Annotated in this window: 22 protein-coding genes and 3 tRNA genes; 9 read left to right on the top strand and 16 right to left on the bottom strand. The window is 56.9% G+C overall.

Annotated elements, in window-relative coordinates; all coding sequences use genetic code 11:
- Positions 1 to 34: 34 nt before the first annotated feature.
- Complete coding sequence (gene cobC / locus ACWORE_RS04230) at positions 35 to 1,339, bottom strand: Rv2231c family pyridoxal phosphate-dependent protein CobC (RefSeq protein ID WP_455303114.1); 1,305 nt, start codon at positions 1,337 to 1,339, stop codon at positions 35 to 37.
- A 64-nt stretch (positions 1,340 to 1,403) separates the two neighbouring features.
- On the opposite strand from cobC, the gene ACWORE_RS04235 reads away from it, so the two are divergent.
- Both ACWORE_RS04235 and ACWORE_RS04240 read left to right on the top strand, forming a co-directional pair.
- Positions 1,404 to 1,901, top strand: a complete 498-nt coding sequence (locus ACWORE_RS04235) for a low molecular weight protein-tyrosine-phosphatase (protein ID WP_455302795.1) — start codon at positions 1,404 to 1,406, stop codon at positions 1,899 to 1,901.
- Between the two features lie 2 nt (positions 1,902 to 1,903).
- Positions 1,904 to 3,025, top strand: a complete 1,122-nt coding sequence (locus tag ACWORE_RS04240; RefSeq protein WP_455302797.1) for an SURF1 family cytochrome oxidase biogenesis protein — start codon at positions 1,904 to 1,906, stop codon at positions 3,023 to 3,025.
- A 17-nt stretch (positions 3,026 to 3,042) separates the two neighbouring features.
- Here the strand turns inward: ACWORE_RS04240 and ACWORE_RS04245 are convergent, their stop codons facing one another.
- The 5 genes from ACWORE_RS04245 to ACWORE_RS04265 form a co-directional block, all read right to left on the bottom strand.
- On the bottom strand, positions 3,043 to 3,996 hold the full coding sequence (locus tag ACWORE_RS04245; protein ID WP_455302799.1) for a CobD/CbiB family cobalamin biosynthesis protein: 954 nt from the start codon (positions 3,994 to 3,996) through the stop codon (positions 3,043 to 3,045).
- Positions 3,990 to 4,991, bottom strand: a complete 1,002-nt coding sequence (locus ACWORE_RS04250) for a hypothetical protein (RefSeq protein ID WP_455302801.1) — start codon at positions 4,989 to 4,991, stop codon at positions 3,990 to 3,992. Before ACWORE_RS04250 ends, ACWORE_RS04245 begins: the two co-directional genes overlap by 7 nt.
- 32 nt (positions 4,992 to 5,023) lie before the next feature.
- On the bottom strand, positions 5,024 to 5,902 hold the full coding sequence (locus ACWORE_RS04255) for a hypothetical protein (RefSeq protein WP_406605835.1): 879 nt from the start codon (positions 5,900 to 5,902) through the stop codon (positions 5,024 to 5,026).
- Between the two features lie 315 nt (positions 5,903 to 6,217).
- Positions 6,218 to 6,290 (bottom strand) — tRNA-Val (locus ACWORE_RS04260).
- 200 nt (positions 6,291 to 6,490) lie between these two features.
- Positions 6,491 to 6,871, bottom strand: coding sequence for a DUF3052 domain-containing protein (locus ACWORE_RS04265; RefSeq protein WP_296138500.1), 381 nt, complete (start codon positions 6,869 to 6,871; stop codon positions 6,491 to 6,493).
- A gap of 303 nt (positions 6,872 to 7,174) precedes the next feature.
- Here ACWORE_RS04265 and aceE point away from each other — a divergent pair, with 303 nt between their 5' ends.
- Positions 7,175 to 9,895 (top strand): pyruvate dehydrogenase (acetyl-transferring), homodimeric type, encoded by a 2,721-nt coding sequence (aceE, locus tag ACWORE_RS04270; protein WP_455302803.1) that lies wholly within the window; start codon positions 7,175 to 7,177, stop codon positions 9,893 to 9,895.
- A gap of 115 nt (positions 9,896 to 10,010) precedes the next feature.
- Positions 10,011 to 10,238: an acyl carrier protein gene (locus ACWORE_RS04275; RefSeq protein WP_046203045.1), complete on the top strand. Its 228-nt coding sequence runs from the start codon at positions 10,011 to 10,013 to the stop codon at positions 10,236 to 10,238.
- Between the two features lie 44 nt (positions 10,239 to 10,282).
- Here ACWORE_RS04275 and ACWORE_RS04280 read toward each other — a convergent pair whose 3' ends face one another.
- From ACWORE_RS04280 to ACWORE_RS04300, 5 genes are all read right to left on the bottom strand, one after another.
- Positions 10,283 to 10,771 (bottom strand): DUF3145 family protein, encoded by a 489-nt coding sequence (locus tag ACWORE_RS04280; protein WP_296138293.1) that lies wholly within the window; start codon positions 10,769 to 10,771, stop codon positions 10,283 to 10,285.
- 114 nt (positions 10,772 to 10,885) lie between these two features.
- On the bottom strand, positions 10,886 to 11,680 hold the full coding sequence (locus tag ACWORE_RS04285) for a serine hydrolase domain-containing protein (RefSeq protein WP_455302806.1): 795 nt from the start codon (positions 11,678 to 11,680) through the stop codon (positions 10,886 to 10,888).
- Positions 11,604 to 12,362, bottom strand: coding sequence for a trimeric intracellular cation channel family protein (locus ACWORE_RS04290; RefSeq protein ID WP_455302808.1), 759 nt, complete (start codon positions 12,360 to 12,362; stop codon positions 11,604 to 11,606). The genes ACWORE_RS04285 and ACWORE_RS04290 overlap by 77 nt, the downstream gene beginning before the upstream one ends.
- Before the next feature lie 69 nt (positions 12,363 to 12,431).
- Positions 12,432 to 12,505: transfer RNA gene (locus ACWORE_RS04295), tRNA-Ile, on the bottom strand.
- 148 nt (positions 12,506 to 12,653) lie between these two features.
- Positions 12,654 to 12,726: transfer RNA gene (locus tag ACWORE_RS04300), tRNA-Asn, on the bottom strand.
- A gap of 210 nt (positions 12,727 to 12,936) precedes the next feature.
- On the opposite strand from ACWORE_RS04300, the gene ACWORE_RS04305 reads away from it, so the two are divergent.
- Together ACWORE_RS04305 and ACWORE_RS04310 are read left to right on the top strand one after the other, a co-directional pair.
- A complete protein-coding gene (locus tag ACWORE_RS04305; protein ID WP_455302810.1) occupies positions 12,937 to 13,644 on the top strand; it encodes a hypothetical protein in 708 nt (235 codons plus the stop codon).
- Between the two features lie 158 nt (positions 13,645 to 13,802).
- Positions 13,803 to 14,180, top strand: coding sequence for a hypothetical protein (locus ACWORE_RS04310; RefSeq protein ID WP_455302812.1), 378 nt, complete (start codon positions 13,803 to 13,805; stop codon positions 14,178 to 14,180).
- A 249-nt stretch (positions 14,181 to 14,429) separates the two neighbouring features.
- Here ACWORE_RS04310 and ACWORE_RS04315 read toward each other — a convergent pair whose 3' ends face one another.
- Positions 14,430 to 15,233, bottom strand: coding sequence for a hypothetical protein (locus ACWORE_RS04315; protein WP_455302814.1), 804 nt, complete (start codon positions 15,231 to 15,233; stop codon positions 14,430 to 14,432).
- Positions 15,234 to 15,587: 354 nt separating this feature from the next.
- The gene (locus ACWORE_RS04320) at positions 15,588 to 18,032 is read right to left on the bottom strand and encodes an MFS transporter (RefSeq protein ID WP_455302816.1); all 2,445 of its coding nucleotides are present in this window, start codon (positions 18,030 to 18,032) and stop codon (positions 15,588 to 15,590) included.
- Between the two features lie 377 nt (positions 18,033 to 18,409).
- On the opposite strand from ACWORE_RS04320, the gene ACWORE_RS04325 reads away from it, so the two are divergent.
- A complete protein-coding gene (locus ACWORE_RS04325; protein WP_406605827.1) occupies positions 18,410 to 19,282 on the top strand; it encodes an aldo/keto reductase in 873 nt (290 codons plus the stop codon).
- Positions 19,283 to 19,315: 33 nt separating this feature from the next.
- Positions 19,316 to 19,576 carry a hypothetical protein gene (locus ACWORE_RS04330; RefSeq protein ID WP_406605826.1) on the top strand — a complete coding sequence of 87 codons (261 nt, stop codon included), beginning with the start codon at positions 19,316 to 19,318 and terminating at the stop codon, positions 19,574 to 19,576.
- A gap of 88 nt (positions 19,577 to 19,664) precedes the next feature.
- Here ACWORE_RS04330 and dnaG read toward each other — a convergent pair whose 3' ends face one another.
- Entirely contained in the window at positions 19,665 to 21,602 is a 1,938-nt protein-coding gene (dnaG, locus tag ACWORE_RS04335) for a DNA primase (RefSeq protein ID WP_455302819.1), read from the bottom strand.
- A 75-nt stretch (positions 21,603 to 21,677) separates the two neighbouring features.
- Between dnaG and ACWORE_RS04340 the strand changes: the two genes are divergently transcribed.
- Positions 21,678 to 22,217 (top strand): ribonuclease domain-containing protein, encoded by a 540-nt coding sequence (locus tag ACWORE_RS04340; protein WP_406605824.1) that lies wholly within the window; start codon positions 21,678 to 21,680, stop codon positions 22,215 to 22,217.
- Positions 22,218 to 22,238: 21 nt separating this feature from the next.
- Here ACWORE_RS04340 and ACWORE_RS04345 read toward each other — a convergent pair whose 3' ends face one another.
- Positions 22,239 to 23,549, bottom strand: coding sequence for a deoxyguanosinetriphosphate triphosphohydrolase (locus ACWORE_RS04345; protein ID WP_406606042.1), 1,311 nt, complete (start codon positions 23,547 to 23,549; stop codon positions 22,239 to 22,241).
- A 59-nt stretch (positions 23,550 to 23,608) separates the two neighbouring features.
- Entirely contained in the window at positions 23,609 to 24,259 is a 651-nt protein-coding gene (locus tag ACWORE_RS04350) for a YdcF family protein (RefSeq protein ID WP_455302821.1), read from the bottom strand.
- Positions 24,260 to 24,355: the final 96 nt, after the last annotated feature.

Consider the following 24,355-nt stretch of genomic DNA (forward strand, 5'->3'; position numbering starts at 1 on the left):
AAGCACTAGGCGATTGTGTGCTAAGGCCATCTGGTTATGCCCGATGGCCGCTTTGAATGTTCTGCACAGCGTCAATGAGTTGTTCCACCTCACGCGGGGGCCGCACAGCGAGCCGTAGCGCAGTGCCATCGAGCCCTGGGAACGTGTCCGTACGCCGAACCGCGATGCCTTGTGCAGCGAGCTCCTGGGTTAGACGGCGCGTCGACTCCGGCGATGCTGGACCATAGCGTTTCGGAGGAACGACCAGCATAAATGGCGCTGCGGAGGGGTAAACATTCCAGCCGGCACCGGTCAAGGCCTCCACCATTGCCACCCGGTTGTGCACCATCTCTTCTTTATCGTATCGGGACCACTCGATGCCTCGGGGGCTCACCGCTTGCCGCATCGCTTCCAATGCCAGTGTTCCTACCGCCCAAGGCGGCCGCCCGTAGCTAAGTCTCTCGATCACGTCCGCGTCACCGACGAAATACCCACACCGAAGCCCCGCCACCGAAAACGTCTTCGTCAACGATCTAGCCACCACTATCCCGGTGGGCCGATTCGGCACAAGCGACTCAGGACACTCACCCTCGTTCTCAGACTGGTCCTCAACATGCACACCGTCGGATTTATCAGTAGGCCTCGGGGTGGCCATATCGATGAACGCTTCATCCACCAAAACGATCCGTCCGGGGCTCAGCGCTCGCTCAAGATCCTCTCGGCGGTGAAGAACACCTGTCGGATTCGTCGGATTACCAACCACCACCAGATTCACATCGTCAGGAACCACGCCCGGCCAATCCCCGTCAACAAGAGACCACCGAATAACACGCGCAACTGGAATATTAGCGCTGGTCAACGCAAGATCGGGCTCGGTAAAAGAAGGATGCACAACAGCCGCTCGAACGCCATCCTCCCGTCGGCTAGCAGAACCTCCCGCGACAGTAGCTGGACCCCCACCAAAAATCTGGGGAAGCAAAGAAAAACCCTCAGCCACACCATTAAGAAGCATGATTTCCGACGCATCACACCCATGAAAATCGGCGATAGCCTCGCGCGTTTCCCGCTCTTCCCACGGATACGCGCCGAGATCACCCAAGCGATGCGCCAGCGCCTCCTGCAGCCACGTCGGGGGCGCTGGGTGCCGAACATTCACTGCGAAATCAAGATCCGCTCCCCGCGCGGCTTGATCCCCATGAATCTTCATCACGTCATTCACAGTGACCACAGTACCCACGGGCCACAGTCCACATCTCAATCGCGACTTATCCCAATCGCAGCCCATCCAATCACTGCTGATCCCATGCCGCACTTCAGCGAGTCCCACGCCACCACTACGATAGATAGTCGCGTCGGCAATAGGCTATGCCTGCACCGTGGATATCCCCATTGTTGGCGTCAACACCACCACGAAAGGATCACCTGTGACAGGTACCGAAACCTTAAAAATTGTCGTCGTATGCACGGGTAACATTTGCCGTTCGGCAATGGCTGACGTGATGGCGTGTGATGCCCTTGAGCACGAAGGACTCCTCAGCCAAGTGCGCGTGGATTCGTGCGGCCTTGGCGGCTGGCATGTGGGACAAGGCGCCGACCATCGTGCCGTCGAAACCCTCCGTGAGCACGGGCTCGATGGGACTGAGCATCGCGCAAAACAATATGGTCCACAATTTGCCGACGCGAACCTGTTCATCGTCATGGACGACGGCCACCGACGTGCCCTCCGAAACGATGGTGTCCCGTCGCACAAAATTCGTTTCCTTCGCTCCTTCGATCCCGCTGGTGGACGCCATGAACCACTGCAGGATCCCTACTACGGGACGAAAGAAGATTTCACTGACGTTTATCACTCCATCGAGGCCACGCTGCCGGGGCTATTGTCGTGGGTGACACGTGAATTAGAGGATCGATCGGACCGATAAGAATGGCTCAACGGGGTTGGCGAACATTCCTCAAACCAGGATGGGTAATTACCGCAATCCTGGTGATCGCGTTCGCCTATGTGGCGTTCACCGTTCTAGCGCCGTGGCAACTCGGGAAAAATTCACGGACACAGGCGACCAATCACAGGTTGGAAAAAGCGTTCCATGCGGACCCCGTACCTCTGTCGAAGGTCATCACGAAGACGGCGTCGACACCAACCGGGACCATCGACGAATCCAACGAATGGAAGCGCGTCAAACTCCAAGGTTCTTTTCTTGCCGACGAGGAACTGGTGCTGCGCAACCGGCCGGTCAATTCCGATGCCGCCTACCAGATTCTGACGCCGTTCCGTGCCGACGATGGCACGGTCATCATGGCGAACCGAGGCTATGTAAGGCCTGAGTCCGGAAGCAGGATTCCGTCATTTGCTCCGCCGCCCAACGGAAAAGTGACGATCCAAGGCTATGTTCGGTTAGACGAGCCCGCCCCCGAAGAGCCGAAAACAACTCATGACGATGGCTACACCGAGATCACGAATCTATCGTCGTCCTGGTACAAGAAAGAGATCCCCCAGGAAAATTTTGTTAAGGGGTATATTCAGCTGGAGGACAACCAACCTGGGACGCTTAATGCTATTCCGCTTCCGCAACTGGATTCTGGCCCCTACCTGTCGTACGGCATCCAGTGGATTACGTTCGGGATTTTAGCTCCTCTGGGGCTGGGGTACTTTGCGTGGGCTGAGATTCGCGAACGCCGCAAAGCCCGCGAAGAAGAGCAAGAATACGGTGCACTGGGCGACGAGGACATCACCTCAGATGGCACGCCGGCCGACGAGACAGCTGCCGATGAACGGGATGCCGGAGAGAATGCGGCGATTTCCGGCGAGGATGCTAGCTCGGTTAAGCGCGGGGACTCCGAGGAGCGCCTAGGAGCATCGTCGGCACGCGCGCCCTCAGACCGGCGGAGTCAGGACGAGCGATCGGGCGCCGACGAAGACACCGCTGGGCGCGACTCACAGTCGGAACCGACGTATCAGCAAGATTTGTACGACAACCGCTACGGGGGAACTAAACGCCGTAACGCTTTCGCCCAGCGTTTTGAGAAGGACGAAGAGCGGTTCTAGTTGGAGACTGGTTCTAGTTAACGCCGATCCATGCATCGCTGAAGAACAAGCGCGATCCCCAAGGCCGCGTATTGAACACCGCGTGACAGCGTGACCGCCCGTCTGACGTCGGCAATAGTTGGCGCGGGGCCCTCCCCCATGACTGGGCGCATCTCAACTCCGTAGGAGTACTGCGTGGCACCACCCAATTGCACGCCTAAAGCACCCGCGGCGGTGGATTCCACAACTCCCGCGTTAGGGCTGGGATGGTTTTGTTTCCGCCACGCCTTGATCGATCGTCGCCGGCCAACGGCGGAGTGAATGAGCGCTGTCACCCGCGCGACCGGCCAATTTGCCAGGTCATCCAGCTTGGCAGCGGCCCACCCGAAATTCATGTATCGGTCGCTCTTGTAGCCCACCATCGCGTCGAGGGTGTTAATGCACCGGTGCGCCACGACTCCGGGAGCTCCCGCCAGCGCTCCCCAGATCAGGGTTCCGACGCTGGCATCGGACGTATTTTCGGCCAGGGACTCGACCGCAGCGCGAGCAATGCCATCGGCATCGAGCGAGTTCGGATCGCGCGAACACAGCCACGGAACCCACTGGCGTGGCTCGTCGATAGTAGTCATGCCGGATTGGTACTGCTCTAATGCCGAGGCAACTCGGCCACCTGTCCGGGCCAGGCTTGTCCCGCCGAGGCTAAAGAATGTGACGACGCCAAGCACAACCGCGTGCCGTGTGGTGCGACGAGGGCCGGCGAGCGCTGTGGTGACAAGTACGGGGATACCGACTGACAACGCTTCGAACGCAACACCACGGGACCGCGAATCGGCATAAATCCGCTTTTCCAGTGCTTGGGCTGCGCGCCCAAATAATGCCACGGGGTGATAGGACGCCGGGTCTCCGACGATAGCGTCGGCAAGAAAGCCCCCGACTAGCCCATGTTGTTCCGGAGTGAGGCGGAGGAACCGATGCGCACTACGGCCTAGCATGGCGACGGATAACTATCGTCATTGTTGAGCCGACGAGGGAAAGCACCGCTTGTCCTGGAAGCGGCCTCGCAGACAGCATCGAGATCGTTCCCGTAATCGACTAACACGGGATAGACCAGGTTGCCGTTGGAATCCTTCTTCCGCAACGACGGGCAGGCACCCGGGTAGGTGTAATAAGCATCGGAGTTGCTCGCCAACGCTGACCGCAACTTACCTTTCGTGTCCCCACCCGGTTGATCAATGACAGATTGCACGATCAAGACATAATCACCGTCACAGGTGACATTGCGGATGGATCGGGTGCTTCCGTTAACCGACACCGAGGTGATGGTTCCGTCGCTGTTGTTATTGTTCGGGTGCTTTTTCGCTTCTGATGCAGGAGTACACCGGCCAAACATGCGTTGCGTATCTTCCGGAACACCATCGCGCTGCATTCTTTCATCGCTGTAGCATCGGCCACCTATTGGTGAATAAATATTATCTTCATCGGGGTAATATGCCTCCCATTTGGACCCCGTCCAATGAAGAGGGATCAGCCAATCCGAACCGTGCTGAATTGCTCCCGCCCATGTGCCGTCACACCTTTCAGCATCATCAAGCTCCGCGGGAACGACACCGGTTTCGTGCATGTAACCAATGGTGCACCGCTCGCTCACAGAGGGGCCACTCTTATTGTCGCCATCGTCAGCCTCTTCTGTAGAGCTAGTTTCTTGGCTATCTTCAGCCGGCGAGGTCGTAGCTTCTGACGACACCGCACCACCGTCGGCAGACGTATTGTTGCTAGCACGGTTATTAATGAATTGCACCGCAATAACGACGACCGCGGCGATCACAACCAATGCCAGAATCGTCCACAAAATGGGGATGGCACGTGAGCGTTTTTTCGGCTGGTCGGGAACCTGCTGGGGAACCTGTTGAGGAGCCTGCTGGTTCGGTGCACCACCGTCAGCACCCCATTGATCGTTTCCGCCGTTCCATTGATTGTTTCCACTCATCGTTTCATCCTTGGTGGCCTGTCACAGTGTGACTAGCACGGGGAGCTAAAGTCACCACGATCATTGAGGGTTCGTGGATACCAGTTACTTCTCGACCCAGCTTCTTGGCACATGGCGCTTCTGTCGGAACCGAAATCTTCATAGACGGGATAAATGTCATCGCCATTGAGCTGTCCACGTAATGACGAGCAATGTCCCGGCGTCATAAATTCAGAACCAGGGTTGGCCACGAGTGCTCGTGAAATATTTCCGGCTGTAGCGTCTTTGTTCGTATCGACGATTGAATCCTTGATAACGATATTTCTTCCGTCACATGCCGGCGACGAGGCACGCACAGTCCGGCCAGAAACAGTGACCGACGAAATATAGCCATTGGAATCCGTGTTGCTAGACGACGATGACTCATTGCTCTTCGAGGTGTCATCGGGACCACATTCGGTGAATTTCGATCGTATCTCCGATGGCACATGATCAGCGTCTAGCCGTGAACTGAGATAACAGCCGTACCCACTAATCCCGGAAACTCCGTCTCGTTCATACTTGGACCAGTGACCATTCGACCAGTGATAGTGATTTAACCCGTCACTTCGAGGCGCACCGAACAGCAACCAATCGCCCGAGCAATACACCACTTCATGTTCGCCCGTCATCTCCGAGATATTTTTCCGCAGGTAGGATTCATCGCAACGATCAGTCGAAGCTTTTTTGTCGCCATCAGACGCGGCCGGCGATGAGGGGTTGGCGGTCCCGTGCTGCGGTGACTCTGACTGGCTTTCCAACGTTCCACTGCTGGCCACTGCGACGGATTCGTCTTGTCCGCTATTCTTGTCGGCATTCTTCAACGCAACCCAAATAATTGAAGCCCCAATAACGAGGGCAACAGTTATAACGACTGTTATGCTAATGGGCATAAGGTTCCGTTTTTCGGAGGCTTAGACTCGTTATTTTGAGGGGGATAAAAGGATCCCCATTCGCCATCGGTTCCTGAAGTCGAATTCTCCAAACGTCGACCGGGCTCGTGATTCATGGAGAATACCCCTTTATAAACAGTCAGCGCGTGAGCAATGGACGGCAGTTGGCCACAAGCAGTGTACCCAGATGGCCACAGCGACATAGAGTCCGGTACGTGTATCAGCCATTTCCCCTACCCCAGCCTGAGGGTAAAAGCGGGGTCTATATGACAAAAACCTCTATCCGCTGTGCGAATAGAGGTTGTTCTTTTGTTGTGCGCCCTGACGGGTTCGAACCGCCGACCTGCTGGGTGTAAACCAGCTGCTCTTCCAGCTGAGCTAAAGGCGCTTAATTGTTCATGGCTCAAGGCTGTGCTGCTCTCAGGCCGTAGACAAAGCTAGCATATGCCACGTTGGAAAGAGAAAACCGCTGAAAACCGGGCTTTCCACACCGGCCAAAACAGGAATCGAGCACAGTAAACCGGCACCGGCCCAAACCACCTAAGGCCTGCGCCCGCTATAGCTTTAATACCCGCGTTAAGTCCGGCTTTAGTTCCGACGCGTCCCACGCTGAACTAGGCAGGAACCTTGCCAGTCCCCCAGCCGCAATGCGGAGGTCTGCACCAGCCCGGCCAGCTGAGCGTTTTCAGCGATATCCCCCGGCGGAACGGTGCCTGCTTGCCCTGCCCCTGGGGTCACCAACCAGATTTGGCCGTCTTCAGCTAGTGCACGTGTGGCATCTACGAGTCCATCAACGAGGTCTCCGTCGTCGTCTCGCCACCATAACAAGACGACGTCGACGATTTCGTCGGTGTCGGGGTCATCCAAGAGAGGTTCGCCTATGACATCTTCAAGCGATTCGCTTACTGCGGAATCGCAGTCGTCATCCCACCCGAGTTCCAGGATGATATTTCCTTTTGTCACGCCCATGCGATCAGCAAAGTCTTTGTCGCGCGTGGCCGCCTCGCCCACGGTTTGGTGCCTCCTTGACAATACGGATTGAATTATTAGCGAGGTTACCGTTTTTACGTGAAATTATCTCCTCGACTCTCCCACGACGTCCCCCAGATTCCCCCAGAATGACACCCCTGGCGTCAATAATGCTGTCACCCCCACCCAAATTGATTGGTTTCTGCTGGAAAGAGTGCCGCTGCGTAGAATCGATTCAGATAAAGATATCGGCCATTGTCCAAGAGTTTTGGCCACATTCCACAAGTTCAGGAGTACACGTCGATGACTGATACCTCGCCCGATTCGTCGCGAGACAGCAATTTCGCCCTCATTCGTGATGGCGTCGCGTCCTACCTCAATGACAGCGACCCCGAAGAAACTCGTGAGTGGCTCGAGTCCCTGGACGGGATGTTGGAGAACGCAGATAGCGATCGTGCGCGCTACATCATGTTGCGCATGATTGAGCGTGCAACGGCGAAACGCGTTTCCCTCCCGTCCCTCACATCGACCGACTATGTCAACACTATTCCGACGACGATGGAGCCCGAGTTCCCCGGCGACGAGGACATCGAGAAGCGCTATCGCCGGTGGATTCGGTGGAATGCGGCGATCATGGTTCACCGTGCGCAGCGCCCGGGTATTGGAGTCGGGGGACACATTTCCACCTATGCCGGCGCTGCTCCTCTCTACGAAGTTGGGTTTAACCACTTCTTCAAAGGCAAGGACCATCCGGGTGGCGGGGACCAAGTGTTTTTCCAAGGACATGCCTCACCCGGGATGTATGCCCGCGCATTCCTTGAGGGCCGATTGAGCGAAGAGGACATGGATGGCTTCCGCCAGGAACTTTCCCGCGAACACCGGGGCCTCCCCTCCTATCCTCACCCGCATGGGATGCCGAACTTCTGGGAATTCCCGACGGTGTCGATGGGCCTCGGCCCCATGGAAGCGATCTTCCAGGCGCGGTTCAACCGCTACCTTCTTAACCGTGGCATTAAGGACACCTCCCAGCAGCACGTGTGGGCGTTCCTCGGCGATGGCGAGATGGATGAGCCAGAATCACGTGGCCTCCTGCAGATCGCGTCGCTCAATAACCTGGATAACCTCACCTTCGTCGTGAACTGTAACCTGCAGCGTCTCGACGGCCCTGTCCGCGGCAACACGAAGATCATCCAGGAATTGGAGTCCTTCTTCCGCGGTGCCGGCTGGTCCGTCATCAAGGTCGTGTGGGGGCGTGAGTGGGACAAGCTCTTCGCCGCCGACAAAGAGGGCGCCCTGGTCGACCTCATGAACAACACTCATGACGGCGATTTCCAGACGTTCAAGGCCAACGACGGTGCATACATCCGTGAGCACTTCTTCGACCGCGATCCCCGCACCGCGAAACTCGTCGAAAATATGTCTGATGAGGACATTTGGCATCTTCGCCGTGGTGGCCACGACTACCGTAAGATTTTTGCCGCCTACCAGCGCGCTTTTGCGACGAAGGACCGGCCGACCGTCATTCTGGCCCACACGATTAAGGGCTACGGCTTGGGCCACAACTTCGAGGGCCGCAACGCCACCCACCAGATGAAGAAGCTGACCCTCGACGACCTCAAGCTCTTCCGGACGAAGCAGGACATCCCGATCTCTGATGAGGAATTAGAGAAGGATCCGAAGCTGCCTCCGTACTACAACCCCGGCCCCGACGCTCCCGAGATCAAGTACATGCTGGAGCGCAGGAAAGAGCTGGGCGGGTTCCTGCCGGAGCGTCGCAACACGTTCACGCCTCTCTCGGTTCCTGGCGTGGACAAGCTCAAGCAGATGCGTAAGGATTCCGGCAAGCAGGAAGTGGCTACCACGATGGCCATTGTACGCATCATGAAAGCGCTGATGCGTGACAAGGAAATCAAGCGTCGCGTGGTGCCGATTGTTCCGGATGAGGCTCGTACGTTCGGTTTGGATTCGTGGTTCCCGACAAACAAGATTTACAACCCGCATGGTCAGCGGTATACGGCTGTGGATCATGACCTGATGCTGTCTTACACCGAGGCTACCGACGGGCAGATGATGCATGAGGGCATCGATGAGGCCGGATCGGTGGCGTCGTTCCAGGCGGCCGGTACGTCGTATGCCACCCATGGCGAACCGATGATTCCGCTGTATATCTTCTACTCCATGTTTGGGTTCCAACGCACTGGTGATTCGATCTGGGCAGCCGGGGACCAAATGGCACGTGGATTCCTCATCGGGGCCACAGCCGGACGGACCACCTTGACCGGTGAAGGCCTCCAGCACATGGACGGCAACAGCTTGACGCTGGCGACGACCAACCCAGCCGTTGTCTCCTACGACTGCGCGTTCTCCTACGAGTTGGCGCACATTATTCCTCGCGGAATTGAACGCATGTACGGGGACTGCCCTGGTGAAAACGTCATCTACTACCTCACCTGCTACAACGAGCCGATACACCAGCCCGCTGAGCCGGAGAACCTCGACGTCGAGGGCGTACACAAGGGCATTTACCAGTACCAGGATGGTAAGGATGCAACCATTATGGCGTCGGGCATCGGTATGCAGGCTGCTCTGAAGGCCCGCGATATTCTTGCCGACAAGTTCGGCGTCGATGCGGCTATCTACTCGGTGACGTCGTGGACGGAATTGGCTCGTGATGGTGTCCGCCATGATCGCGAACAGTTGCGTCATCCGTCGAAGGATGTGGGCACGGCCTTCCTGGAGAAGCAGCTGAGCGGCGCCCACGGGCCGTTTGTTACTGCGTCTGATTTTGATACGACGATCGGTGAAACAATCCGCAAGTGGGTGCCCGGTGATTACACCGTGCTCGGCTGCGATGGCTTCGGGTTCTCCGATACTCGTGCCGCTGCCCGCCGGTACTTCAACACCGACGCAGAGTCAATCGTCGTCGCTGTCTTAGCTGGGTTGGCTCGGGAAGGGAAGATCGACGTCTCGGTGGCTGATCAAGCTGCGAAGGACTTCCACATCGACGACCCCACTAAGGCATAACAACCTGGGCCGGCTCTGGGTACGGGGCCGACCCGCGGGGCCGACCCGCGACACACCAATTTGTTGACAGTCCACGGGGCACGGCATCAGGCTTCACGCCTGGTAGCCTGGCCTCGTGGACGTTTTTCATGAGGTCAAAAGCATTGTGGCGAAATATGGACACGTTGACCCGGACGACATCACCCTCGACTCCACCGTGGACAGCCTTGGCCTGGATTCGCTGTCGGTGATCGATATCGGCGTGGGTATTGAGGAGCACTCAGGGCGCCAGGTGGACCAAGAACAGATCGATTCGTTCACGTCGATTAGGGACATGGTCGACTTCATGGAGCAGGATTCCTAACCGCCACGGTGTCACCCGCATCCCCGCGCAGCATCACAGGCTTGTCATGTTTGACGCACGAGCGTTGCGTCGTAATCGTGGTCTAAATCCACGTTCGCGCCGTCGTCGGCGGCGGGCACTAGTTCTGGAGCGTAATCCCAGGCTTCACCTAATGCGCTGCGAATGGCAGCGTCGACCTCCTGACGAGTTGTTGCCTCGGCGAGAATCGCGCGAAGCCGATGCTCCGTCAGGACGACATTTCCTAATTCATCAATATCTGCAACATGCAGCCCTAGGCTTGGCGTAAACCTCCACATGCTTTTTCCGTATTCAATAACGCAAAAGGGCTCTCCGGTACGCAAAAGTTGGCGCACCAATTCGGCCCCACCGTTGTCGACGTAAATCATCACCGTTCTCCTTAGGTTGTCACCAAGAAGCGCGGTGAGCTGGCTTCCCCTCCAGCTCCGACGGCTTGCTCTCTCCCATATTCCGGAACAAATTCCCGACGTCGCAACCTCAAGTAGGGCTTTATCCCCCGTGTGGGTTTGCTGCATAAGCGCAGGTCATAACGCATGTTGCGCGTGTTAACTAGCGTGACTGGTGGTACTAGCCGGCGAATCCCTCGTTAGCGTCCCTCTCCCCCGCTCATGGCCCGCTTGGCGCATGAGTTACGGGCCGTATCCGAGTTCACGGGCCCTTTCATCGTTCCATTCGCTCCACAATGGCTTAGCCCAGTCGCCAAAGTCTCGGTCGGTGAGAACCACAGCATAGTGCTCACCTGGGACGGTCCACAGGAATGTTCCGCTTTGCCCAAAATGACCAACGGTGTGTGGGGACAATACTGTGCCGGTCCAGTGTTCGCGGCCCGACCCTCCCCGTTCGCGCGAGAGTCCTTTCTCCCCCTTCACTTCAGGCCCCAGAGCCCACGGGCACAGCTTGAACATCCCGTAACCAGGGACGACGCCGGCCAGATCCGGGTACCACACTTCATAGTGAGGGTCCGCCACCAGTTGGGGATTCATCATTTCCTGGGCGAACAAATCCATGTCGTGCAGTGTGGATCGCGCACCGTGCCCGGCCGATCCATAGAGTTCGGTCTGCGTCATGCCCAGGGGCTGGCATACCGCTTCTTGTAGATACTCCGGGAATGGGATGTCAGTTTCTTTTTCGATGTAGTCCGCGAGGATCTCGTAGCCCGCTGAGGAATAAATACGCCTAGTTTCCGGAGCCTTTTCAGGTTCGGTCGTGGCGAAACCGACACCGCTAGCGTGGGCGAGCAAATGCGCCACAGTCGCTGGACCTACGGGGGTTGTCAGGTCGCAGACTCCCTCTTCCACGGCGACTAGCACAGCGCGGGAAGTCAGGAGTTTGGTGACGCTAGCGAGCTCAAATACTCGAGTGGGATCCCCCGTCATCTTTCCGTCGACGGAGCTTGCGGCGTTGTTTACGGGCCAATCGTTCATCGTGTTCAACCATAGCGCGCGTGAGCATGAGCCGCCGGAGTTGACCTGCTGTCATAGTGACTGGTGCCCAATCGGGGTTATTGGGCAAGCCCCACCCTTTGAAGTAGGCGACGATGGACAAGATGGAGGCAAACGACGCTGAGACCACCATACCCACGGTTTGAAGTTGAAAGCTATTAAAATGCACCATCATCCCGCTACCGAGCAGTGCCGACGTCGCATAAAGGGTGTTACCGCCGAAAATCGCGGGGACAACGCCGATGGTGATATCGCGGATCATCCCGCCGCCGACCGCGGTGATCATGCCAAGGAGCATCGCGGAGGGCCATAGCAACCCGGCGTTGAGGGCTTTTATTGTTCCGGTTACTGCCCAGACTCCGAGAACGATGCCGTCACCGATTTTGAGAAGCTTGTTCCGCTGTTCCCGCTCTAGCGAGACTGTCATGGCGACGAGTCCGCCCGATAATGCGACGCCGAAGTAGATGGGCTCTTTTAATGCGGCGGGGAGACCGTGTTGAAGGAACGTATCTCGGAGCAAACCGCCGCCGAGGCCAGACAAAATAGCAAGGAGGCCGAACCCGATAGCGTCGAATTTTCGACGACGCGCGATGGCGCCTCCCAGAATGCCGTTGATGAAGACGCCGGTTAAGTCGATAATGCGATAGACGGAGATAATGTCCATGGTTATTCACCAATCTGAACCATGTGAAGCTAAAAATCCCTTGCCTACGAGAATAGACAAGGGATGATGTGGGGCCAGCGGGGCTCGAACCCGCGACCAACGGATTATGAGTCCGTGGCTCTAACCTACTGAGCTATAGCCCCGTGAGGATAATAGCAAACGATCGGGAGAATACCGCTATTGCTTCACCCGGTTTCTACGCAGCGTGAGAGACGCGGTTAACCAGCCAGGTACAGAGGGTAAAAATAAAACCACGGGCCGTTGCACCATAGGCCCGTGGATATGAAAAAGCTCCCCCAACTGGACTCGAACCAGTAACCCTTCGATTAACAGTCGAATGCTCTGCCAATTGAGCTATGGGGGATTCTGCGGACGATGTCCGCAACGAGATAGAACTGTACAGAGAGACCACAGTAGAGGCAAATCAGCAGTCTGAACTGGTCTTATATGGGAAAACCATCCACAACATTGTGCAACAGCGAGTATCTCATCCACCGACACGATGCCCACCATAATGCGGGTACCGTACCCTAACGCCATAGACCAAAGTTAGCGAAAGTGATAAAAATGGAATATGTCTGATCTCAACGTTTCTTTGCGCTCCAACGAAAGTGGCGTTCACCTTATTAAGGTTACGTCGAGACCGCTCACCTTCTGGCAGAAAACCACGCTAGCGGTTACTGATCAGCGCATCGCAATTAACCGGCCACGTTTATTGTTCGGTTTAATCCCCATCGGCAATCAGCTCAATAACATCGACTTACGCTCGGTGTCTCATACAGAGACAAAGAAGACATTTGATCTTACCTATTTAATTACTTCGGCGTTCCTTTTTGTTCTCAGTCTGATTTGGTTCATCAGTTCTTTCCATGCAAAGAAACCGGGAATCGACGAATACTACAGTGATTATCCAGAGGGAAAAATCAGTCCCCTTATCATGACACTCTCCGTGATCTGCATGCTTACATCACTCGCTCTGGTCGCTAATTCGTATCGGTCGCGGCTTGTAGTCATCGATAACTTTGACGGTCAGGATGAAGTCGATGTCTCCGCTCTGGCACATACAGAAGTGACTAACTTCTCCAATGGTTTCAACCAGTACGTCGGTTACACCCCACAAAACCAAGCCCCGCAGTCACAGTTCAGCGCTCCGGGACAAGGAGGGAACCAGCAACAGAACCCAGCTAATTATCAGAATCCTGGAGTTGCTAACGGGTACAACCAGCCACAACAGACACAGGGAAATTACTCCAACAACCCGGAAAATAACCAACCACATTAAGCCTAGAACTTTCGTAGCGTAGGTAAAGATTAAATGCCGCTAGCTTAGCCGGAAAACTCTTGACACAGACTAATGAGATTCTCTAATTGTAAGTGGTAGAAGTCCAAGACCTACGAACACTACGTTATAAGGCCTCTAATGAAGGAAAAGTACTTCAAATGCGGAACAAAATCCTCACCCTCGTTAGCATTTCTCTAGCCAGCGTAATTGCACTCTCTGGATGTTCGTCGAACGACAAACTTTCGGATGGCAAGTGGGTAAGCGAATCTAGTGACGGTAAAGCGGTTCTTAAGGTCACCGGAGATGACTTTTTAATGAAATTCTATAGTGACGGTTATTACGCTCCGAAGTTGGCAGGTAAAATAAATCGGCCGAAGAGGGCACTCGAAATACATGAGGGCAACTGGGGCATATTTGGCAGTAGCTCGACGGACTCCGGCGATAAAGATGATATAACGGAGTACAAGTTTGAAGACGATTCACTCATAATTCGAGATTTTGCAAATAAAGACGAAATGAGTTTCACAAAGGACTAGCATTTAGTCCACTACTTGACTCTTCTCTTCGGCGCAGCTCACAGATGACCAACGCAAAACGACCGACTGTCATGTTGCGCGTACAAGAATCGGCCGAGTCCGGTTCGTTTATAGCCCGGTGATCAAGAACCTACTCCACATATTCGATATGGTTCAGATTCACTCATGTTAAAAGCCCCTACCAGCTTTCAGCTGATAGGGGGCTAGCCTAACTCATCGGATTTTGTTTCCACCTAGTAGAGAGGCGTCCTAGTCGTCGGATGAATCCTTCTTTTCAGATTCGTCCGTGTACACCGAACCACGATTCGACCCGCCATCTCCAGGTCGTTCATTGGTGTGAGTGGACTCAGACTCATCTGAAGCTGAGTGGCTAGAACTCGTGCTCGAGCTACCTTGTTGTGAAGACTGCCCCCATTGGTTGGGGTTACTGAATTGACCAGATCCCCACTGCTGGCTTCCACTCTGTTCACCTTGGTTTCCGCCGAAAGACTGTCCACCATTGAACGGCTGGGAACCACTATTCGAGTTCTGTGCACTCTGGTTGCTTGTCGAGAAACCTTGTTGCGAACCACCGAAGCCCTGTTGCTGGCCACCGAAACCCTGCGAGGAATTAGAACCCTGCTGCTGGTTCGCGAACTGCTGAGGCTGGCCACCGAAACCTTGCTGCGGACCGCCAAAGCCTTGCTGCTGGCCACCGCCAAAACCGTTGTGTTGGTTCATCGGATCTGAGTAGCCCTGCATCTGCCACGACGTTCCTGCGTCAGTGGAAGAGTAAATGTACTCATTGGCTTTATTCTTGAACTCTTCGAGTGATCCGCTGTCCAACGGGGAAACGGTGACATCAGATGCTCCACCGCCATTATTCGTAAAAATAATCCCCGAACGCACGGCGTTGGCTGCTAGCGCACCAAAAATAACTGCGGAGAGTAGACCGCCTATAATCCCACCGCCACTGCCATTGCCGATCGAATTAAAGAAAAGGACGATGCTGATCAACGAGATGATCCCAAAGATGAGAAGCGGCGGAACTTTAACCTGTCTCGAGGTGGTCACACCTGCAATTGATCCCATGGGAATGGATCGCTCTTCATACCCAATGGGGATGGCTCCCAACAAAGTATTTAGATATTTGATTGCGATACGGCGATTTGTCACCACCATGGTTGTTGGCAACCAAAACAGGAGCAGATTGGATCGGAATCAACGGGAAAACACACCCTGCTCACCCGGAGTGAGCGTTATATCACTGTCAGCCATGTGGCTAGGTATACCAGACATCAAGTCAGGAGCACAATTATAAAAAGATAGTTTCAGGGTTCGTTATGAAAATGTAACGAGTATTACCCTAAATAGGAGGTTCCTATTCGATAATAATTGTTAAATCCTGACATCCCGTCGGTCGATGTATTATCCTTTCCGCTCTTTCTGGCTCCGAATTTCATAACGGTCTTTGTCTCGAATAAAGATCAGCGCGACAAGAGCGCCAACAGCAGCCAGCACCGCAGCGATAATCAGCACGTTATGTAACCCGTTGATGTACGACTCTAAAGCCTTGTCAGCAAACATCGGGGCGTGCTGGCGAATGAGCGGGAACTGCCCACTCGACGCTAAATCGACAATCTTCTGCGGAGCATCCATCGTGATAGTCGATTTATCCGGCGACAATACCGCTCCCGGTGGCAGCTGAGGCGCAGGCGCCGGAACTCCCGGCGGCAACTGCTGCGCACCCGCCTGCGTATTCATAACCGATGCCGTCGGGAAGGACACTGCTTTCAACCCCGATGACGTTGCCGCTGTCAGAATCGCACCATAAATGGCCACACCGAAACTCGTCCCCAAGGGGAAAGCTGTGTTGGCAATACCAGTCGCGGTACCCGTTTTACGCGGAGCAACAACAGAGACAGCAACGTCCATCAAGTGCGGGAGCATGAGCCCTGTACCGATGCCGACCACGATGTACATCGGAATGATGTCCACCCAGCCAGAGTTGGAGTTCAGCTTCAGGCCGAGAAGCAAACCAGCGGCAATAATGATCATTCCCAGGGCCTGAATAGCGGAGACTTTGATCTTCTTACCCAGCTGAATCGCCACAGGTGAGAACAGAATAATCGGGATAGCGAGCGCCGTCGTCACGTACCCAACTTCCAGAGAGCTTAACCCCACTGCCCCGGATAGCCAGAGAACGATGTACGGCATCATCCCGAAACTGAACAGCCGGGCGGCAAACGCAACGATGGTCACCGCGGAGAAGGACGGGATGGCGAACATGCGGACGTCGATCATGGCCTTGTCTCCCTTGGCCAATTGCATCCACACCATCAGGACCAAACCAGCCAAGCTGACGCCGAAACCGATGAAGACTTTGCCGTCAGTCCAGCCGTCATCCGGGCCGGTAAGGAGAGCATAGTTCAAGGCAAAAAGGAACACCGACGCCACAATGAGTGTAAGCCACGAGATCGGCGGCACCGTCTCTTCAACCTGCTGTTCTTCAAGCTTTTCCACTTCGTCGACGTGCCCTTCAGCGAGCAGGCGTGCTTTCCTGTCTTCCAAAGCCTGCCGACGCCACTGCTGCGCGTCTTTCGGCACACCGATCAACGTTCCCACAATGATCAGTAACCCGATCGGAATGTTGATCGCGAAGATCCAGCGCCAATCGAAGAATTCAACAATGGCACCACCAACGAGCGGACCCAACGCCACCGCCGCAGCACCGGCCGCCATGAAAACAGCCACTGCGCTCGTCCGCTGTTTTTCCTCGCCAGGGCCGAAAACGTCGGAAAGAAGGGGTAAACTGGATCCGAAGACCATGGCACCCCCGGCGCCCTGGATAGCTCGGGCCACAATCATCCAGTTTTCAGCATCCGCCGTCATACACCCGACCGACGCCGCGACAAACACCAACTGCCCGACTATGAAGATGCCACGGCGTCCCACCAGGTCGGATAGGCTGCCGACGCCCAACAATAGTGCCGCGAACGCAAGGGTATACGCGTTGACGATCCACTGTGAGCCCGACAACGACAACTTGAGGCTCTCGCCGATGTCCGGCAATGCCACCAGGACGATCGTCATGTCAAGGGTCATCATGAGCGAGGCAACAGACCCCGCTACAGTGGACCAAAACTTCGCATGAGGATAACGACGGCCGGTCGGTTTCTTCCCCGACTTAGCCGGCTTTGTCTTCGCTGCGGAGGATTTAGCCTTCTTTGTGGAGGGCTTCGTCTTTGTTGCAACAGGCTTGGTCTTCACTGCAGAGAGCTGTGGCGCTGCTGCATCAGCGGCAGGCACGTCATCACTGTCGACGTCTCCGTCTCCACCCATGAGGTCGGCGGGACGGGCATCCGTGTCCCCAACTTCAGAACGATCGAACGTATCTTCCGCGGAATGGGTATAAAGGCCCGGGTCATGTGGAGTGTGATCATCTCGGCCCGGCGCGTCGTCTGCTGCGTCGTCAGTGCCGAGGACCTCGCCCTCCAGGATCTCGCCGTCATAGCCCGACGCATCCGTCGGCGATGAGGGAAACCCTGGATAGCCCGCGGCCGAGGGCTCCGACTCATCCTGCCGTTGACGCTGTCCGCCACCGGTGAGCGGGTACCCCATAAAAGAAACCTCGTCTTCGGTGCGGAGAACATCGACTTCACGGCGCCGGTGGCGACCACCCGACGAGGTCAGTTCCTTCAAACTTGGATCAAACGTAAGAAACGGAAACGCCGGCGCATTCCTCTCTTCCGACGCCGACACGTCATCCGCGCCTGACGGATCACCCTTCCACGGGTCATACGCGCTGTCCGCACTACCAGCTCGGCCAACGAATTGGCTGTCCGACGCAGACGATGGCTCCTTAGAGTCCACGAGGTCCTCCCAGTGGGTAAAGCCGTCCCGGCCCTACGCAAGCACAGTGCGATCACAGCACGCTGCTACCCCGCCACCTATATGGCCACGAGGCAGGCGTCGCCACTAAAAGAAGAGCAACCACCGTGGGTGCGCACCTTCGCTCGCGGCGATACGAAAAACGTAGAACAGAAACGCATTTAAGTTCGCTATCAACACTAGCTGTTCCTTGTCTGCCACGAATAACCGGACAACGTGTTAAACGAACATCGGGCCGATCGGGACGCAGACGTTGGCCCGACGTTGGCCCGACATTGGCGCACCTGAGGCCTACTCGGAGCCCGAAATCCCACGACTTCCCGTGGCCGGGCGTCGGCGAGCGTGGTTACACTAGCCCTATGACTGATTCCTCCGCGACAACTAACCAACAATCAATTCCCATCCTGTCCACAGACCGATACACCGCCCCTGCACTGGGCTTTGGCACGTACCGACTCTGGGGACAAAGCGGTGCGGAGTCCGTTGAAACCGCGCTCACAATGGGCTACCGGCTCATCGACTCCGCCTACAATTACGAAAATGAAGGCACCGTCGGGGCGGGTATTCGCGCGGCCATTGATAAAGGAATTGTTTCGCGCGACGACGTCACCGTCACCAGCAAACTCCCCGGCCGATACCAGGAACATGACCAAGCACTGAGCGCCATCGAGGAGTCCCTGTACCGCACCGGGCTGGACTACATCGACCTGTACCTCATCCACTGGCCCAACCCGAAGCAGGGCAAATACGTTGAGGCCTGGAAAGCATTAATGGAAGCCCGGGACCGTGGGCTTATCCGCAACATCGGTGTCTGCAACTTCACGCCGGAGCACCTGGACACGCTCGAACGGGAAACCGGCGAGCTCCCCGTTATTAACCAGGTCGAGCTGCACCCGTACTTCAACCAGGCTGAAACCCGCGCCTATGACAAGGAGCACGGAATCATTACAGAGGCGTGGAGCCCTCTTGCCCGAGGCGCCGTCTTCGAGGAAGACACCATCGTTTCCATTGCGAAGAACCACGACGCCTCCGTCGGCCAGATTGTTCTTGCATGGCACCGGGCCATCGGGAGCCTCGCCATTCCGAAATCCGCGTCGGAAAAGCGTCAAAAGGAAAATCTTGATTCCTTACATGTCACGCTGACGAGCGACGAAGTCGAGGCGATCAATGCCCTCACCAAGCCCGACGGCCGTGAGAAGGACCAGGACCCCGACGAGTACGAAGAGTTCTAACTCCAACCGACGCCATCACACGAAAGAAAACATATGCGTTTGACTACGTTCATCGCCGGTGCCACAGCGGGCTACGTCATGGGCACGAAAGCAGGTCGGAAGCGTTACGACCAGATCCGACGAGGCTATGAGGCAGCGATTAACTCCCCCGTCGCCAAATCTGCTCTCCACGCGGGGAGGAAGGCATTAGCCAACGCTCTGGACCCGGAACCGCGGATGCGTGAGCTCCGGGCGCGGAATATCCGGACCCGGCACGACAACGACACCACCATTTACGTTCCCGACGAGGACTAACGGGACGACGGCGGACGCCGTGCGGGTGGCGCGGATGGGCGAAGGCGGCGCCGGTGGCACGGGTGGGAACAGGTGCAGCCAGCCGGCCTTATAGAGGCCGCTGTGTCGCCTGCTTAATCAAACCGGTCCTGTATTGCTCGAGCGCCACCAAGTCGCCAAACAGGTTGTTGTACTCGTCGTCGCTCGGCCGCAGGCGTTCCAGCGTCGACTTGAGCTCGGCAATCTGGTTGCCCACCCACACTGCTTGAAGGCGCACCATCGTGCTCCGCACGAACCACTCCATGTTTTCACCCTCATAGTGAATCGGCTCCACCATGAGCTCGGTCACCATCGACTCCCCCATCGGCTGCGGAAGATTCTCAATAACCTTCATCACCCACGAGTTCCCGCCCGACTCCACATCCGCGGCCGCAGCGCACCCCCCGGCGCGACGAATCCCCTCGGATATTTCTCGGTAGGTGGGGTGCCGAAAGCTCTCGGCGGGCAGAACATCGAACAATTCAGCGGCGGCAGCTGGTTCTTGTAAGGCGATCTTGAGAGCCTCGCGTTCGCCTGCGAGTTCACCATTACGCGGGTTTGGCCTGGTGAAACGCGGCTGGTTGGAACTCTGTGGGTCATTCGCGGCTGGGGATTTCGCGCTCCACGTATTCCGCTGCTGGCGTGCTCGTCCACGCTTCAGCCCGGACGATTGTGGCTTGCGGGCGGCCCGTCGTACAGCGGCTTCGACGTCGCTCACATCGTCCCAGCCGAGCCACCCGGACAGCTTCCTGGCGTACGCTTTCTGCAATGTGGTGTCTTTGACGCTTGCGACCGCGGGGGCAACGGCCTCCATGGCCTGCAACCGCCCCTCCGGTGTGTGAAGGTCAAACGAGGCGAGCGTCGTTCGTACGACAAACTCCACCATTGGAATACGGGACATCACCAAATCACGCACTGCGGCGTCACCGCCGGACAAGCGCAAGTCGCACGGATCCTGACCATTCGGTGCGACGGAGACGAAACTCTTGCCCAGGAACTCCTGGTTTCCCTCGAAGGCGCGCATGGCTGCTTTCTGACCGGCTTCATCGCCGTCGAAGGTATAAATCATCTCCCCGCGGAAATGAGAGTCATCCAGCATGAGGCGCCGCACCATCTGCAAGTGGTCCGCCCCGAACGCTGTTCCACACGCGGCAACCGCCGTCGTCACCCCTACGGCGTGCATGGCCATGACATCTGTGTAGCCCTCAACAATGACTGCCTGGTGGCGTTCGGCAATGTTCTTCTTCGCCTGGTCAATTCCAAACAGCACCTTCGACTTCTTGTACAACAAGGTCTCCGGGGTGTTCATGTATTTACCCAGCTTGTCGTCATCGAAGAGTTTGCGGGCACCGAAGCCAATGACATCGTTCGCGGTGTTGCGGATCGGCCAGGTCAGGCGTCGATGAAACCGATCAATCGGCCCCCTTCGGCCCTGGGAGGTCACCCCGGCGGCCTCCAGCTCTTTGACGTCGAACCCCTTGCGGAGCAGGAATTTTGTCAACGTATCCCATCCGCCCGGCGCGTAGCCGCACCCGAACTGCTCCGTGTGGTCCTGAGAAAAACCGCGGTCGAGCAAGAACTGCCGTGCCGGCGCGGCCTCATCGGTATCCAGGTGTTCGCGGTAAAACTCCTGGGTGGCTTTATTTATCGCGACGAGCCGCTGGCGAGTTCCCGGCTCTTCCCGACGTCCGGGCCCGCCACCTTGATAGTTAATGGTGTAGCCAATCCGCTCCGCACACTGTTCGACGGCCTCGGGGAACGACACCTGCTCCATTTCCATGAGGAAGCTGAAAACGTCGCCGCCCTTCCCCGTCGAAAAGCAGTGGTAGTACCCCTTGTTGGGGCGGACATGGAAACTCGGGGTCTTCTCGTCCTTAAAGGGCGATAGCCCCTTGAGCGAATCCGAACCGGCGGGTTTTAGCTGCACATATTCGCCCACGACCTCCTCGATCGGCGTGCGCTCACGGATCGCATCGATGTCACTCTCCGGGATTCGTCCTCTGGCCATGGCAACTATGCTACGTCGTCATGTCAAGCCCTAGGAGTGCCGTGACATTCGCCAGGGTATGACACAATATCGACCATGCCGGGTGCACCTCAGAAGAACACACAGGACGGATCACGGAACGCTCGACGGGGGCGTCACGTGTTGTCCCTTCGTACGTTGACGTCGATTCTTGGTGCTGTGGTGGCGGGTGCGGTTGGCCTGTGGGGATGGGATTCCGTCAACAACCCGAGCCACAACGGATCGGAGGGTGGCGGGTCATCGACTGAGTCATCGAGCGGGTCGTCGGGAGGGTCGCATAAGGGGGCATCAGGCTCCATCCCAGCGTGCAACGCGAACCAGCTGCCTGATCAAGCACGCGTGGTCGTCGACGATATCAAGTCCGGTGGGCCATTTGATTACCCGCAGAAGGACGGTTCCCACTTCGGGAATTATGAGAACGCACTCCCCCACAAGAAGAACAACTATTACCGCGAATATACCGTCGACGAGGATAAAACGGATCACAGCCGCGGGCCTGCCAGGATCATTACGGGTGGTTCGACCGCCACGCACCCCGAAGTCTGGTACTACACCAGCGACCACTACTCATCATTCTGTGAGATGCAGGAAAACTAACTCGCCCCTGCTAGTTCCCCACTAACTCCACCCGGCTGACCAATCCCGAGCCGACCTATCCAACCGCTCGAGCCGCGACTCCGTCATCGAAGCCAACTGGTCAATGACGACGCGCAGCCGCTCGTCGTCCGTCGAGGCCTCATTCCACCAGCCTTGGTACAGAGGATCCAAGCTCGTCGGCGCACCGGCATACAGATAATCCTTCACGCGGAAGAGCCGATCACGTTGACGCTCCTGGTTCTTCTGGTGCAGCGACTGATCCATGACGTAGAGCACGGCCACCGACTTCAGCAGCGTGATTTCGGCCACAATATCGGGTGGCACAACGAGGTCGTTAGAAAACCTCCCCGCGGCCATCTCCTCCGTCCACGCCGACTCGTCCCCATTCGTCATCGCACGGCGAGTCGCAGCGACCGTCGCCGAAATATAGCGACCCACCAACTGCGATGTCATAGCCTTCAAAGACACCGACGCACCCAATGTCCCGTCATAATCAGCAGCCTCGGCAATGACCGGCAGCTGACGCAACCGGTCGGAAGCGTCGACGAGTGCATCGGGATCGCCGCCAAAGACGCCCGCGCCCTCTTCCGCTAACTGGGCAATCTCGACCAGGTCCCACAACACGTTGAGGCTGACGCGACCGGACAACACGGCGTCCTCCACGTCGTGCACCGAGTAGGCGATGTCGTCGCTGACATCCATGATCTGGGCTTCCAGGCACTTCCTGCCCTCGGGAGCACCGCGACGAATCCACTCCAACAGCGGAGCATCCTCGTCATAGGCCGAATACTTCTTCCGCTCCACACCCTGCGGGCTCGATGCCGTCCACGGGTACTTACACGTCGCGTCCAACGAAGCACGCGTCAAATTCAACCCCACACTCACCGGGTGGCCGTCGCGAACATCGCACACCTTCGCCTCAAGACGGCTCAAGATACGCAATGTCTGAGCATTCCCCTCAAAACCACCACAATCCTGGGCGAGCTCGTCCAAAGCCCGCTCCCCGTTGTGGCCATAGGGCGGATGGCCAATGTCATGGCTAAGCCCCGCCAACTCAGCCAAATCAGTGTCCACCCCGACCCCCGCAGCAATGCCCCGGCTGATCTGAGCTACCTCAAGGCTATGAGTCAACCGAGTCCGTGGCGTATCCCCCGTCTGCGGAGTGACCACCTGCGTCTTATCCGCTAACCGACGCAATGCGGCAGAATGCAGCACCCGGGCGCGATCTCGATCAAAATCATCCCGCATCTCCGGCGTCGCCCCCGCCAACTGAGCGCCCTTCGGTCCCTCCACCACACGGCGCTCATGATCCCGCTCTGAATACGGGTACACCTTCCGCAATTTCATACCGCTATTGTCGCACTACACGCCACAAATCATTAGAGGCGCGCCTAGTTCAACAAATCCTCTACATCCTGCTCCGACATAACATTGGAGCGGTGCGTCGCCTGATAAAAAATCAAACCGCCGGTCTCATGCAGAATCCCCGAGAACTGCGCATCACGCGACCACACCGACGGCCCGTGGCGCGTCGATACGGAATGCGTCGTAAACCCTTGATCCCGAACCATCGTCCGAGCACGCAACGCATGCCACGGGTCGGTCACCACCACCGCCGAGGACCAATGACGGTTCTCATTGTGCGGGTACTCCGCAAGAGCCCGCGCAGAGGTCAGGGTATCCGAGCCATCGCTAATCGGAACAATTGCCGACGACGGCACGCCCAGCTTCTCCAAGTACATCTTGCCGGCCTCAGCCTCCGTGTACTGGTCACCCTCCTGCTTGCCACCCAATGTCGCGATAACGGGAGCAGTGCCCTCCTGGTACATCGTGGCGGCCTTGTCTAGGCGCGCGGCAAACCATTCACTCGGTGTCCCGTTATACTGCGCAGCCCCCATCACCACGATCACATCAGAGGGGGTGTCGTCATCATGGCGGGCAAACTGCCAAACCCGCAACGCCGTACCGCAAACCAACACAGCGGTGATCAACACGGCACCAACCACCACACGCCAGAGAGTCCGGCCCAACCAACGCCCCACACGTCCTCCATCCACGACCGCCAGGTACAGCCCGCTAACCTACACCCAAACACATGCGTGTAGGCAAACACTCCACAGTTTTCTCTATTCTTTAGA

The organism is Corynebacterium sp. c7Ub_26 (assembly GCF_053760365.1).